A 14,641-nucleotide genomic window follows, 5' to 3' on the forward strand; every position below is an offset into this window, starting at 1 on the left:
CGCCCCAATAGCTCAGTCGGCAGAGCGTCTCCATGGTAAGGAGAAGGTCTACGGTTCGATTCCGTATTGGGGCTCCAGAGGACAAGGCCCCCGCCAAATGGCGGGGGCCTTTGTCGTGTTGGGACGCGGTGCGCAATGTGCGTCAGTTTTGCGGGGATTCGATATAGGCCAGGCCGTGGGCGCCCGACGTATCGGCGCGGTCGACTTCCAGGGTGGTGAGCGGGCTCAGGGTGGTGAGGTCGACGACGGTGACGGTGTGGGAGAGATTCGCGGAGACATAGCCGAGGCGGCCGTCGGGGGACGAGGTGATGGTGAGGGGCGCCCGGCCGACCTCGACCTCACCCACGGGGGCGAGGGTATCGGCGGCGAAGACGGTCAGGACTCCCGGGAGTTGCGCGTCCATGGAGCCGACGGCTGTGGTGCCCAGGCGCAGTTCGCCGGCCAGCAGAAGGCCGGTCGAGGTGGCGTGGACCGGCATGACCTGTCCCTTGGTGGGGAGGGTGCGGATGATCTCGTGGGTGGCGGTGTCGATGACGTGGATGCCCGTCGGCTCGGAGGGCGGGGCGGTGAAGTTGGCGTTCGGGGCTGCCACGTAGGCATGACGGCCGTCGGGGGCGACGGCGAGGCCTTCGCTGCCGGTGACGGGGATGCGGCCGATGCACTCATCGCGTGCGAGGTCGACGACGGAGACGAACGGGGCTTCCTTGTTGGTGGTGTAGCCGAACCGTCCGTCAGGGGTGACGGCGAACCAGTGGGGGCCGGGGGCCATCGTGGAGATGCGGCCGAGGCGGGCGTGGGTGCGGGTGTCGAGGACCAGGACGCCGCCGGGCTCGGTGTCGGTGGCCTCCACGCTGGCGTACAGCCGGCCGCGGGCGCGGTCGAGGGCCAGACCGTGCGGGGCGTGGTCGGGGGCGGTGTCGAGGGTCTTCACGACGGTGCGGGTGTCGACGTCGATGACGGTGATCTGGTGGGACCGGCCCTGGTGGGCGTTGTAGAAGCCGGAGCGGTAGGTGCTGGTGCAGTACAGCAGCCGGTGGTCCGGGTCGTAGCAGAGCTCGTGGGGCTGCGGCGGGACCGGCAGCACCTCAAGGCGTTCGTGGGTGGCCGCGTCGAAGAAGGTGACGGTCGAACCGGTCTGGCTGACGACGGCGAGCAGATCGCCGGGCGAACCGGCGGGTGTGGAGGTCATGGTCCGTATCGTGGGCGGCCGTTGGGGATGACTCCAGTGCAAGGCAGGCAAGGGTGCCTTGCGCCGCACGCAAGGGTGCAGGTGGTGACAGGAGCAGCGGCCGGGCGTCTGTGAGCCAGTTCACACGGCCGCTGCTCCGGGGTCAGCCGGCCTGGAACTCGGGGACGCGCAGGGCGAGGATGGCCATGTCGTCGGAGGCGGGTTCGGCGGCGAAGCGCTCCACGGCGCGCAGCACACGGGCGGCGACCGCACCGGCGGTGAGGCCCGTACAGGTCGTCAGGACGTCGGTGAGGCCGTCGTCGCCGAGCATGCGGGTGCCCTCGCGGCGTTCGGTGACGCCGTCGGTGACACACAGCAGGACGTCGCCGGGGTCGAGGGTGACGGTCTGTTCGTAGAGCTCCAGGTCGTCCATGACGCCGAGGAGCGGCTGGGGTTCGGCGGCGGGTTCGACGGTGCCGTCCTGGCGCAGCCGGAGCGGCAGGGGATGGCCGGCGCAGACGACCTTGAGGACGGCGCTGCCGTCGTCCTGCGGCCAGAGCTCGCCGTAAAGGAGCGTCAGGAAGCGGCTGCGGGCGCCCTCGTCGAGGATGGCGGCGTTCAGGCGCTCCAGGACGGCGGGGCCGCCGAAGCCCTCGCGGGCGAGCAGCCGCAGCGCGTGCCGGGCCAGGCCGGTGACCGCGGCGGCCTCCGGGCCCGTGCCGCAGACATCGCCGATGGCGAAGCCGTACGCGCCGTCGCGGATGGGGAAGAGGTCGTAGAAGTCGCCACCGACCTCGTTGCCCTCGCCGGCCGCGCGGTAGATGACCTCGACCTCCACGCCGGGAATGACGGGCAGTTCGGGGGGCAGCAGGCTGCGCTGGAGGGACTGGCTGATGGCCGTGCGCTCGGAGTAGAGGCGGGCGTTGTCCAGGGCGAGCGCGGCCCGGCGGGAGAGGTCCTCGGCGAGTTCCAGGATCTCCTGGCGGAAGTGCTCCTCGGTGGGCTTGCCGAGGGTGAGCATGCCGATGACGCGGTTACGGGCGACCAGCGGCAGGACGACGGTTTCGCCGCCGACGGCGGAGGCGGTGGCGAGGGTGGCGCCCGGACCGGTGGACGGGCGGGCGGAGTTGCCCAGGCCGAGGCTGCGCATCGAGGTGCGCAGCGCGGCGTCGTGGGCGGCGTCGCTGGGGGCGGTCCATACCCGGGCACCGGGGGTGGGCACCGGCTCGGGTGGATCGACCCTCATCAGCAGGGTCTTGAGGCCGTCGATACGGTCCTCGTCCTCGTGCAGGACGTACGAGAGTTCGGGCTCGGAGGCCGGGTCGGCGACGGTGTAGACCGCGCACCACGTGGCGAGGGTGGGGACCGTCATCTGGGCCATCAGGGCCAGGGTCTGGTCGCGGTCGAGGGTGCCGGCCAGGAGGTCGGAGGCCTCGACGAGGAAGGAGAGGGAGCCGCGGCGCAGCTTCTCCAGCTCGGTCAGCCGGGCGCGTTCGACGGCGAGGGCGATGCGGTCGGCGGCGAACTGGAGCCGCAGCGCCTCCTCGTTCGTGTAGCGGCCGGCGCCCTCCGCGGCGACGCCGAGGGAGCCGGTCAGCCGGCCCTCGACCTTCAGCGGGACGGTGACGACGGAGCGCATGCCCGTGCCGCTGAGGAGCGGGACGGCGCCGGGGACGGCGGTGAGGTCCTCGTGGACGGCGGGCATCCGGGCGGAGCCGTAGCGTCCGGATCCGGCTTCGACGGGGACGCGGGCGAACCGCTGGCGGGCGGAGGGCAGGCCCGTGGAGGCGCGCACCTCCAGCTCGGTCTCGTCGTCGGTGGCCAGGAGGAGGTAGGCGGCGTCGCCGTCGAGCATGTCGCGGGCGCGTTCGACGGTGCGCTGGAGCAGGCCGTCGAGGTCGTCCGGGGCCGGGGAGCCGATGAAGACCTCGAACGGGTCGGACGGGCGTCCCTCGGCCTGGGCGGCCTGGGAGGCGGCGTCCGGGGCGGGCGTGCGCTGCGGGCTCTGGAGGATCGCTCGTTCGTGGTCGCGCACCAGGAGGCAGACCGTGGAGGCCTCGCCGTCGGCGTCGCGGACGCGCAGGTGGGAGGCGTAGACGGGGACGACCCGGCCGTCGGCGCCCCTTATGCCGTAGGAGCCCTCCCAGCGGGACAGCTGGAGCGCCTCGGCGATGCCGGTGCCGGTGCCGGGGGTGTGCGGCCAGGCGGCGAAGTCGGTGAGCGGTTTGCCGATGACCTGCTCGGGGTCATAGGCGAAGAGGTCCTGGGCGTCCTCGTTCCAGAAGCTGATGCAGCTGCCGCGGTCGATCTGGATCACGGCGACGCGGACCCGGGCCTCGGCGACCGGGAGGGCGTCCACGGGCAGCGCGGGGCCCGCGGAGCGGGTGCCGGCCGGGCGCTCGGGGAGGTCCAGCTGGAACCACACATGCTTCTGGGCGGCGGTGTACTCGACGCCCCAGCGGGAGGCCAGCGCGCCGCACAGCAGCAGGCCGCGGCCGCCCTCGCGGTCGGGGTGGACGACGACCTGGCCGGCGTTCTGGAGCGGGATCTCGCGTTCGGGGTAGCGGTCGGCGACGGAGATCTTCACTCCGCCGTCGTTGCGCAGACACAGCACATCGGCGGCGGTGCCGGCGTGCACCACCGCGTTGGTCACCAGCTCACTGGTCAGGACGACGGCGTCGTCGACGATGTCGGCGCAGCCCCAGCCCTGGAGGGTGTCGCGGACGAACGCACGGGCAGTGGCGACGGAGCGCCCGACCGGCTCGAAGGTTGCGGCGGCCCGCGCGGTGATCACTGGTCTCCTCATGCGTGTGTCGGTGATCTGCTCCCCCATGGTCGCGGCGCCCCTCCGAATACCTGTTGTGCTCGCCCCACCGCCCGTGCTCCATGGCCGGGGCGGTGGACAGCCGTATGCCAGGTTACTTACCTTCGCCGCACCCAAGGATGCCGGTCACGTGTGTTTCCGCCCCAATCGTGCACCGGGACGGTGTGCGATGCTGCCGAACTGTTATGGCCTGGTTGAGCCATGGTGAAACACTGGGCAAGTATCAAGAGAAAGCCCGGGTAGAACGGTCAACCCTGCGGGAGGGACACGGTGGAGTCTGGCGCAGCGGCGCGGGGCGTAAGCACGCGCGCGAAAGGCGGACGTTCCCGGAACAACGGGACGACCGAAGTGGATACGGCTGCGCTGAATCGGCTGTTGGTCGCGTTGGTGGCCATGCGGGACGGGAACTTCCGCAAACGGCTCACGGTTTCCGGCGAAGGCGTCATGTCGGAGATCGCGGCGGTCTTCAACGAGGTCGCGGACCGCAATCTGCACCTCACGGGCGAGCTGACGCGGGTGCGCCGGGTCGTCGGCCGTGAGGGAAAACTCACGGAACGGCTGGAGGTCGGCGCCGCCGAGGGCTCCTGGGCCGCGGCGATCGACGCCTCGAACGCGCTGGTCGACGACCTCGTACGGCCCGTCTCCGAGGTGGGACGGGTGCTGTCGGCGGTCTCCGAGGGCGACCTGGAACAGCGGATGGATCTGCGCTCGCGCAGTTCGGACAGCTCTTCGGAGCACCCTCTGAGGGGTGAATTCCTGAAGGTCGGCCGGACCGTCAACGGGCTGGTGGACCAGCTCTCCGCGTTCACCGACGAGGTCACGAGAGTGGCCAGCGAGGTCGGTACGGAAGGCAAGCTCGGCGGCCAGGCGCGGGTGCGCGGAATGTCGGGTTCGTGGAAGGACCTCACGGAATCCGTCAACACCATGGCGTCCCGGCTGACGGCACAGGTCCGTGACATTGCTCTCGTCACCACGGCGGTGGCCAAGGGCGATCTGTCGCGCAAGGTGACCGTCCATGTCTCCGGCGAGATGCTGGAGCTGAAGAACACCGTCAACACGATGGTCGACCAGCTCTCCTCGTTCGCCTCCGAGGTGACGCGGGTCGCCCGTGAGGTCGGTACGGAAGGTGAGCTCGGCGGTCAGGCGCAGGTCCCCGGCGTCGCCGGCGTCTGGAAGGACCTGACGGATTCGGTCAACCTCATGGCCGGCAACCTCACCGCGCAGGTGCGCGGGATCGCGCAGGTCACCACGGCTGTCGCGAACGGTGATCTGTCGCAGAAGGTCACGGTCAGCGCACGCGGCGAGGTCGCGCAGCTGGCCGACACGATCAACACCATGACCGAGACGCTGCGGACCTTCGCGGACGAAGTGACGCGGGTGGCGAACGAAGTCGGCGCCGAGGGCCAGCTCGGCGGTCAGGCGCAGGTGCCGGGCGCGGCCGGCACGTGGAAGGACCTCACCGACTCGGTGAACACCGCCTTCCGCAACCTGACGGCACAGGTGCGGGACATCGCGCAGGTGACGACGGCGGTCGCCAACGGTGACCTCTCGCAGACGGTCACCGTCGATGTCGCCGGTGAAATGCTGGAGTTGAAGAACACCGTCAACACGATGGTGGGTCAGCTGTCGTCGTTCGGCGCCGAAGTGACGCGCGTCGCACGGGAGATCGGGGTCGAGGGCGAGCTGGGCGGCCAGGCGGCGGTGCCCGGGGCGGCGGGGACGTGGAAGGACCTCACGGACTCCGTGAACACCGCCTTCCGCAACCTCACCGGGCAGGTGCGCAACATCGCCCAGGTGACGACCGCGGTGGCCAACGGTGACCTCTCGCAGAAGGTGACCGTCGATGTCTCCGGCGAGATGCTTCAGCTGAAGAACACCGTGAACACCATGGTGGATCAGCTGTCCTCGTTCGCCGACCAGGTCACGCGGATGGCCAGGGACGTGGGCACCGAGGGCCGGCTGGGCGGTCAGGCCCGGGTGGACGGCGTCAGCGGCACCTGGAAGGAACTGACCGACTCCGTCAACTTCATGGCGGGGAACCTGACTTCACAGGTGCGGCAGATCGCCCAGGTCACGACGGCGGTCGCCCGTGGTGACCTCTCGCAGAAGATCGACGTGGACGCGCGCGGCGAGATCCTGGAGCTGAAGAACACCATCAACACGATGGTCGACCAGCTCTCCGCCTTCGCCGAGCAGGTCACCCGGGTCGCCCGGGAGGTCGGTACGGACGGCCGGCTGGGCGGTCAGGCGCAGGTACCGGGCGTCGCGGGTGTCTGGCGCGATCTGACCGACTCCGTGAACGGTATGGCCGGCAACCTGACGGCCCAGGTCCGCAACATCGCGCAGGTCGCCACGGCGGTCGCCCGCGGTGACCTGTCGCAGAAGATCGACGTGGACGCCCGGGGCGAGATCCTGGAGCTCAAGAACACCCTGAACACCATGGTCGACCAGCTCTCCTCGTTCGCGGAGCAGGTCACCCGGGTCGCCCGCGAGGTGGGCACCGAGGGCATCCTCGGCGGCCAGGCCGAGGTACAGGGCGTCAGCGGTACCTGGAAGGACCTCACCCAGTCCGTCAACTTCATGGCGAACAACCTCACCTCGCAGGTGCGCAACATCGCCGAGGTGACGACCGCGGTGGCCCGTGGTGACCTCTCCAAGAAGATCACCGTCGATGCCAAGGGCGAGATCCTCGAACTGGTCACCACCGTCAACACGATGGTCGACCAGCTGTCGTCGTTCGCCGAGCAGGTGACCCGGGTGGCCCGAGAAGTGGGCACCGAGGGCCAGTTGGGCGGTCAGGCGCGGGTGCCGGGAGCCACCGGCATCTGGCTGGACCTCAGCGACAACGTGAACCTGATGGCAAACAACCTGACCATCCAGGTGCGGAACATCTCCCAGGTCTCGGCGGCAGTCGCCAACGGAGACCTCACCAAGAAGGTCACGGTCGAGGCGCGCGGCGAGGTCGCGCAGCTCGCCGACACGGTCAACACGATGGTCACGACGCTGTCGTCGTTCGCCGACGAGGTCACGCGAGTGGCCCGTGAGGTGGGCACCGACGGCATCCTGGGCGGTCAGGCCCGCGTCCCCGGCGTCGCCGGTACGTGGAAGGACCTCACCGAGTCCGTGAACTCGATGGCCAACAACCTGACCGGCCAGGTCCGCAACATCGCCATGGTCACCACCGCCATCGCCAAGGGTGATCTGACCAAGAAGATCGACATCGATGCGCGGGGCGAGATCCTCGCGCTGAAGACCACCATCAACACCATGGTCGACCAGCTGTCGTCCTTCGCGGAGCAGGTCACCAGAGTGGCCCGCGAGGTGGGGACGGAAGGCCAGCTGGGCGGGCAGGCGCAGGTGCGCGGCGTGGCCGGCACCTGGCGGGACCTGACCGAGTCGGTGAACGAGATGGCCGGGAACCTGACCCGTCAGGTGCGGGCCATCGCCGCGGTCGCCGCGGCGGTCACCCTCGGCGATCACAACGTCCGGATCGATGTGGACGCGGCCGGCGAGATCCTGGAGCTCCAGGACAACGTCAACACGATGATCTCCACGCTCCGGGAGACCACCCTCGCCAACGAGGAACAGGACTGGCTCAAGGGCAACCTGGCCCGGATCTCCGGTCTGATGCAGGGCCGCCGCGACCTCAAGGACGTCGCCACGCTCATCATGAGCGAGCTGTCGCCCGCGGTCTCCGCGCAGCACGGCGCGTTCTTCCTCGCCGCGCAGCCCGACAGCCAGGAGATCGGCGCGGACGGCGGCGAGGCCGGTGCGTACGAGCTGCGGCTGATGGGCTCGTACGGCTACGCCATGGGCGGGATGCCGACGACCTTCCGGCCGGGCGAGACGCTGATCGGCACGGCCGCGGAGGAGGGCCGCACGATCCTGGTCGAGAACGTCCCCTCCGGCTATCTCAAGATCGCCTCCGGGCTGGGTGAGGCGCCGCCGGCGAATGTGATCGTGCTGCCGGTGCTGTTCGAGGACAAGGTGCTCGGAGTGATCGAGCTGGCGTCCTTCCAGCCGTTCACCCAGATCCAGAAGGACTTCCTCAGCCAGATCGCCGAGATGATCGCGACCAGCGTCAACACCATCTCGGTGAACACCAAGACCGAGGTGCTGCTCAAGCAGTCGCAGGAGCTGACCGAGCAGCTCAAGGAGCGATCGGGCGAGCTGGAGAGCCGGCAGAAGGCGCTGGAGCTGTCCAACACGGAGCTGGAGGAGAAGGCCGAGCAGCTGCGCGCGCAGAACCGCGACATCGAGGTGAAGAACACCGAGATCGAGGAGGCGCGGCAGGTCCTGGAGGAGCGTGCCGAGCAGCTCGCGGTCTCGATGCGCTACAAGTCGGAGTTCCTGGCGAACATGTCGCACGAGCTGCGCACACCGCTCAACTCCCTGTTGATTCTGGCCAAATTGCTGGCCGATAACGCCGAGGGGAATCTCTCCCCGAAGCAGGTCGAATTCGCCGAAACCATCCATGGCGCCGGTTCCGACCTGCTCCAGCTGATCAACGACATTCTCGACCTGTCCAAGGTCGAGGCAGGCAAGATGGACGTCAGTCCGACGCGGATCGCGCTGGTCCAGCTCGTCGACTACGTGGAGGCCACGTTCCGGCCGCTCACCGCGGAGAAGGGACTCGATTTCTCCGTACGGGTCTCCCCGGAGCTGCCGGCGACGCTGCACACCGACGAGCAGCGGCTGCTCCAGGTGCTGCGCAATCTGCTGTCCAACGCGGTGAAGTTCACCGACAGCGGCGCCGTCGAGCTGGTGATCCGGCCGGCCGGCGCGGATGTCCCGGTGGCCATCCGGGAGCAGTTGCTGGAGCACGGTTCCCTGCGCGACCCGGACGCGGACATGATCGCCTTCTCGGTGACCGACACCGGGATCGGTATCGCCTCCAGCAAGATGCGGGTCATCTTCGAGGCGTTCAAGCAGGCGGACGGCACGACCAGCCGCAAGTACGGCGGCACGGGCCTGGGCCTGTCCATCAGCCGGGAGATCGCCCGGCTGCTGGGCGGCGAGATCCATGCCGCGAGTGAGCCGAACCGCGGCTCCACGTTCACCCTCTACCTGCCGCACAACCCGGGCGGGCTGCCGCCGCAGGGCTACCCGCAGCTGGTGGCCGGCGGCATCGCGATGGACGCGGAGGCGCGCGAGGTGGAGGTCGGCCGGCAGGAGGCCGAGGAGCAGCAGGAGCACGAGCAGGGCTCCAGCCTCAACCGGCGCCGCCGCCGGGCGATTCAGGGCACCCCGCGGCGCTTCGAGCTCTCCGGGCGGCAGCCGTCCCCGGCGCCGCAGCAGGCGCCACCGGCGCCGCCGCAGCCGGCTCCCCAGCAGCTCGCGGAGGAGCCCTGGCTCGGCAACGGCCAGGATCTGGTGGACCCGGCCTTCGAGGGCGGCTTCCACGGTGAGAAGGTGCTGATCGTGGATGACGACATCCGCAACGTCTTCGCCCTCACCAGCGTCCTGGAACAGCACGGGCTGTCGGTGCTCTACGCGGAGAACGGGCGCGAGGGGATCGAGGTCCTGGAGCAGCACGACGACATCGTGCTGGTCCTGATGGACATCATGATGCCGGAGATGGACGGCTATGCGACGACGGCGGCGATCCGCCGGATGCCGCAGTTCGCCGGACTGCCCATCATCGCGCTGACCGCGAAGGCGATGAAGGGCGACCGGGAGAAGAGCATCGACTCCGGAGCCTCCGACTACGTGACCAAGCCGGTGGATACCGATCATCTGTTGTCGGTCATGGAGCAATGGATGCGGGCGGAGTGACGGAGCGTCCAGTATGGAGGGGAAAGGGGATCATCGCGTGCTGACTCAGTGTTGCCGCGGACGTGTGGAGACGTGGGATTCGGGGAACCTTCTGGTCCCTGTCTGCGTTTCTGCAACGTGCACAGTGACATCGCGGTGACAGGGTGTGGCGACAGGCGGGGTGCAGCTACCATGACCGGCACAAGGACGGGCGGCATGACGGAGTCGTCCCCTGGGGCGGCGTCCGGTTCGATGCCGGGGCGAGGAGGACGGGCCATGGTGCAGAAGGCCAAGATCCTCCTGGTCGATGACCGGCCGGAGAATCTGCTGGCGCTGGAGGCGATCCTCTCTGCGCTCGATCAGACACTGGTGCGGGCATCGTCCGGGGAGGAAGCGCTCAAAGCACTGCTCACGGACGATTTCGCGGTGATTCTGCTCGATGTGCAGATGCCGGGGATGGACGGATTCGAGACCGCCGCGCACATCAAGCGGCGCGAGCGGACCCGGGACATCCCGATCATCTTCCTCACGGCCATCAACCACGGCCCGCATCACACCTTCCGCGGGTACGCGGCCGGCGCGGTGGACTACATCTCCAAGCCGTTCGACCCGTGGGTGCTGCGCGCCAAGGTCTCGGTGTTCGTCGAGCTGTACATGAAGAACTGCCAACTGCGGGAGCAGGCCTCCCTGCTGAGGCTTCAGCTGGAGGGCGGGCGGACGAGCGCCGACGAGGCGCGGGAGTCCGCGGGGCTGCTCGCCGAGCTCTCCGCGCGGCTGGCCGCGGTCGAGGAGCAGGCCGAGGCGCTGTCCAAGCAGCTGGACGAGACCGCGGACGCGGCGGCGGTCGCCACCGCGGCGCATCTGGAGCGCAAACTGACCGGACTGCGCAGGGCGCTGGACGCCCTGGAGCCGGGGTCAGGCAGCGTCGCGGGGTAACTGACGCCCCTTCATGAGACGAGCGCGCGACACGTTCGGGTGAAGCGCCGTGCGCTCGTGTCATGCCTGCGATCGCCTGTAATCTCGTCGCCATGGCCTCACGTACGTCCGGCAAGGGAACCCAGAGCACGGCGGGCCCCTCCAAGCAGCGCGCCGGACGGACCGCGGGCGGCGCCGCCAAGAAGACCGCCGCGAAGAAAGCCACCGCGAAGCCGCCGGCCAAGAAGGCGGCCGCGAAGAAGGCACCGGCAAGGAAGTCCGCCGCCAAGAAGGCCGCGCCCAAACCGGCGCCGTCACCCACCGGCGGGGTCTACCGTCTCGCCCGCGCCTGCTGGCTCGGGCTCGCGCACGGCATCGGGGCGATGTTCCGCGGCGTGGGCCGCGGCGCGAAGAACCTCGATCCGGCGCACCGCAAGGACGGGCTGGCGCTGCTGCTGCTCGGGCTGTCGCTGGTGATCGCGGCCGGCACCTGGTCGAACCTCAGCGGCCCGGTCGGCGACCTCGTCGAGCTGCTGGTGACCGGCGCGTTCGGCCGGCTCGATCTGGTCGTACCGATACTGCTGGGCGGCATCGCCGTACGCCTCATCCGGCACCCCGAGCAGCCGGAGGCCAACGGCCGGATCGTGATCGGGCTGTCCGCGCTGGTGGTCGGCGTCCTCGGGCAGGTCGCGATGGCCTGCGGCTCACCGGGCCGGGACAACGGCCTGGCCGCCATACAGGACGCCGGCGGCTACCTCGGGTGGGTCGCGTCCAAGCCGCTGATCTTCACCGTCGGACAGACCCTGGCGGTGGCGCTGCTGGCGCTGCTGACCCTCTTCGGGCTGCTGGTGGTCACCGCGACGCCGGTGAACGCCATCCCGCAGCGGCTGCGGGCGCTCGGCGTCAAGCTGGGCGTGGTGCATCCCGAGGTGGAGTACGACGAGGTCGAGGACTACGCGGAGGAGTGGCGCGAGCAGCCCGTACGCAAGCCGCGCCGCAGCGCCGCCGCACCGGCCGCGCAGGACCCGGATGCGATAGAGGAAGCGGCGCTGGCCAAGCGGCGCCGGCCGCGCCGGGCCTCCGCGCAGTCCGACCCGGACCGGCCGATGGACGCGGTGGACGTCGCCGCCGCGGCCGCCGCCGCGCTGGACGGCGCGGTGCTGCACGGCGTCCAGCCGTCACCGCTCGTCGCCGGCCTCAGCAGCAGCATCTCCGGGGAGCGGCGGGGCCGCGACGGCGAGGACACCGCGGGGGAGAGCGGCACGGTGCCGCCGGCCCGCGGCGCCGAGCCGGAGCCGTCCACGAATGAGCGCACCCCGGCCGTGCCGGACTTCACCAAGGCCGCGCCCGAGCCCTCGGGCGAGCTGCCGGCCCGCGCCGAGCAGCTCCAGCTGTCCGGCGACATCACCTACTCGCTGCCCTCGCTGGACCTGCTCTCCCGGGGCGGGCCCGGAAAGACCCGCAGCGCCGCGAACGACGCCATAGTGACCGCGCTGACCACGGTCTTCCAGGAGTTCAAGGTCGACGCCGCGGTCACCGGCTTCACCCGGGGCCCGACGGTCACCCGCTACGAGGTCGAGCTCGGCCCGGCCGTCAAGGTCGAGAAGATCACCGCCCTGGCCAAGAACATCGCCTACGCGGTGGCCAGCCCCGACGTCCGCATCATCAGCCCGATCCCCGGCAAGTCCGCGGTCGGCATCGAGATCCCCAACACCGACCGCGAGATGGTCAACCTCGGCGATGTGCTGCGGCTGGCCGACGCGGCGGGCGATGACCATCCGATGCTGGTGGCGCTCGGCAAGGACGTCGAGGGCGGCTACGTCATGGCCAACATGGCGAAGATGCCGCACGTCCTGGTGGCCGGTGCCACCGGCTCCGGCAAGTCCTCCTGCATCAACTGCCTGATCACCTCGGTGATGGTGCGGGCCACCCCGGAGGACGTCCGGATGGTGCTGGTCGACCCCAAGCGCGTCGAGCTGACCGCGTACGAGGGCATCCCGCATCTGATCACGCCGATCATCACCAACCCCAAGCGCGCCGCCGAGGCGCTTCAGTGGGTGGTGCGCGAGATGGACCTGCGCTACGACGATCTCGCCGCCTACGGCTTCCGGCACATCGACGACTTCAACGAGGCGGTCCGCAGCGGCAAGGTCAGCTCCCCCGAGGGCAGCGAGCGCGAGCTGGCGCCGTACCCGTATCTGCTGGTCATCGTGGACGAGCTGGCGGACCTGATGATGGTCGCGCCGCGGGACGTGGAGGACTCGATCGTCCGCATCACCCAGCTCGCCCGCGCGGCAGGCATCCACCTGGTGCTCGCCACCCAGCGCCCGTCCGTCGATGTGGTCACCGGCCTGATCAAGGCCAATGTGCCCTCCCGGCTCGCGTTCGCCACCTCCTCGCTCGCCGACAGCCGGGTCATCCTCGACCAGCCGGGCGCCGAGAAGCTGATCGGCAAGGGCGACGGGCTGTTCCTGCCGATGGGCGCCAACAAGCCGGTGCGCATGCAGGGCGCCTTCGTGACCGAGGAGGAGGTCGCGGCCGTCGTCCAGCACTGCAAGGACCAGATGGCGCCCGTCTTCCGCGAGGACGTCACCGTCGGCACGGCGAAGAAGAAGGAGATCGACGAGGACATCGGCGATGACCTCGATCTGCTATGTCAGGCCGCTGAGCTGGTGGTTTCCACTCAGTTCGGGTCGACGTCGATGCTCCAGCGCAAGCTGCGGGTGGGCTTCGCCAAGGCCGGCCGGCTGATGGACCTGATGGAGTCGCGGAACATCGTCGGGCCGAGCGAGGGTTCCAAGGCTCGTGACGTTCTTGTGAAGCCTGATGAACTGGACGGAGTGCTGGCGGTGATCCGGGGGGAGGCTACCGAGTAGCACAGACATCCGGGTCACTCGTAGGAAAGAAGAAAGCAACCGTTTCTGCTGCCGAGACGTCAAGTTGAGGGAGATGAGGGAACGATGCCGCACCATCCAGCCCGAGGGCATCGCCGACGGCGTTCCGATGGCGTACAAAGTCCGCTCTCCCGCTTGCCCGACCCTTTCGCTCCACCCCTAGACTGAACTTCCAGCAGGTGGCTACACGCTCGAAAGGCGCCTCCGTGTCCATCGGCAACTCCCCCGAAGCAGACCGGCCTTCCGTCGGTGCTGCCCTCCAGAAGGCCCGTATCGGAGCGGGACTGACCGTCGAAGAGGTCAGTACGACGACACGGGTGCGCATCCCTCTCGTGCACGCGATCGAGCAGGACGATTTCTCCCGCTGCGGCGGCGACGTCTACGCCCGGGGGCACATCCGGGCGCTCGCCCGTGCCGTATCCCTTGATTCCCGACCCCTGATCGACCGGTTCGACGCCGAGCACGGCGGCCGGCCCGCGCCGACCCCCGCCGCACCGCTCTACGAAGCCGAACGGATCCGCTCCGAGCCGCGCCGCCCCAATTGGACCGCGGCGATGGTCGCGGCGATCGTCGCCGTGGTCGGATTCGCGGGCTTCACGCTCTTCACGGGCGGCGACAAGAGCGACGGCGGCCAGGTCGCGGCCGGTGACGCCCATGCGAAGCCGGCGCCGGCGCCCACCCGCCATTCCTCCACCATCAGGCCGACCCTCAAGCCCGAGCCCTCCGACAGCGCCGTCGCCGGACTGCCGAAGGACAAGGTCACGATCAAGGTGACCGCCCGCGACGGCCAGAGCTGGATCTCCGCCAAGGACGCCAGCGGCAAGCTCCTGGAGGACGGTCTGCTCAAGCAGGGCGAATCCAAGACCATCACGGACAAGAAGCGGATCGACCTGGTCCTCGGTAACGCCGGAGCCGTGCAGCTGTACGTCAACGGCAAGGAGGTCAAGCAGGTCGGCGAGAAGGGCACCGTGGAGCGGCTCAGCTACACGCCGGGGGATCCCCAGGCGGGCTGAGTGCCCTTGTCAGGGGGCGTCCGCCGCCCGGCTCCGGGGCCCGGGACCGGCGGCGGAGACCTGCGCGCCGAGG

Annotated in this window: 6 protein-coding genes and 1 tRNA gene; 5 read left to right on the forward strand and 2 right to left on the reverse strand. The window is 69.7% G+C overall.

Annotation, left to right across the window (positions count from 1 at the left end; translation table 11 throughout):
* Nucleotide 1: 1 nt before the first annotated feature.
* Nucleotides 2-77: transfer RNA gene (locus QT196_RS29255), tRNA-Thr, on the forward strand.
* A 65-nt stretch (nucleotides 78-142) separates the two neighbouring features.
* Here QT196_RS29255 and QT196_RS29260 read toward each other — a convergent pair.
* Together QT196_RS29260 and QT196_RS29265 are read right to left on the reverse strand one after the other, a co-directional pair.
* Nucleotides 143-1,189: a YncE family protein gene (locus QT196_RS29260; protein WP_290355994.1), complete on the reverse strand. Its 1,047-nt coding sequence runs from the start codon at nucleotides 1,187-1,189 to the stop codon at nucleotides 143-145.
* A 142-nt stretch (nucleotides 1,190-1,331) separates the two neighbouring features.
* On the reverse strand, nucleotides 1,332-4,001 hold the full coding sequence (locus tag QT196_RS29265; RefSeq protein ID WP_168481660.1) for a SpoIIE family protein phosphatase: 2,670 nt from the start codon (nucleotides 3,999-4,001) through the stop codon (nucleotides 1,332-1,334).
* Nucleotides 4,002-4,262: 261 nt separating this feature from the next.
* Between QT196_RS29265 and QT196_RS29270 the strand changes: the two genes are divergently transcribed.
* The 4 genes from QT196_RS29270 (at nucleotide 4,263) to QT196_RS29285 (ending at nucleotide 14,568) form a co-directional block, all read left to right on the forward strand.
* Nucleotides 4,263-9,767, forward strand: coding sequence for a HAMP domain-containing protein (locus QT196_RS29270; RefSeq protein ID WP_266738724.1), 5,505 nt, complete (start codon nucleotides 4,263-4,265; stop codon nucleotides 9,765-9,767).
* A gap of 255 nt (nucleotides 9,768-10,022) precedes the next feature.
* Nucleotides 10,023-10,682 carry a response regulator gene (locus QT196_RS29275; protein ID WP_168481662.1) on the forward strand — a complete coding sequence of 220 codons (660 nt, stop codon included), beginning with the start codon at nucleotides 10,023-10,025 and terminating at the stop codon, nucleotides 10,680-10,682.
* 92 nt (nucleotides 10,683-10,774) lie between these two features.
* On the forward strand, nucleotides 10,775-13,537 hold the full coding sequence (locus QT196_RS29280) for a DNA translocase FtsK (RefSeq protein WP_266738723.1): 2,763 nt from the start codon (nucleotides 10,775-10,777) through the stop codon (nucleotides 13,535-13,537).
* 224 nt (nucleotides 13,538-13,761) lie between these two features.
* Nucleotides 13,762-14,568: a helix-turn-helix domain-containing protein gene (locus tag QT196_RS29285; RefSeq protein ID WP_168481663.1), complete on the forward strand. Its 807-nt coding sequence runs from the start codon at nucleotides 13,762-13,764 to the stop codon at nucleotides 14,566-14,568.
* Nucleotides 14,569-14,641 lie beyond the last annotated feature (73 nt).

The organism is Streptomyces sp. P9-2B-2, from assembly GCF_030406865.1.
GTDB lineage: Bacteria > Actinomycetota > Actinomycetes > Streptomycetales > Streptomycetaceae > Streptomyces > Streptomyces platensis.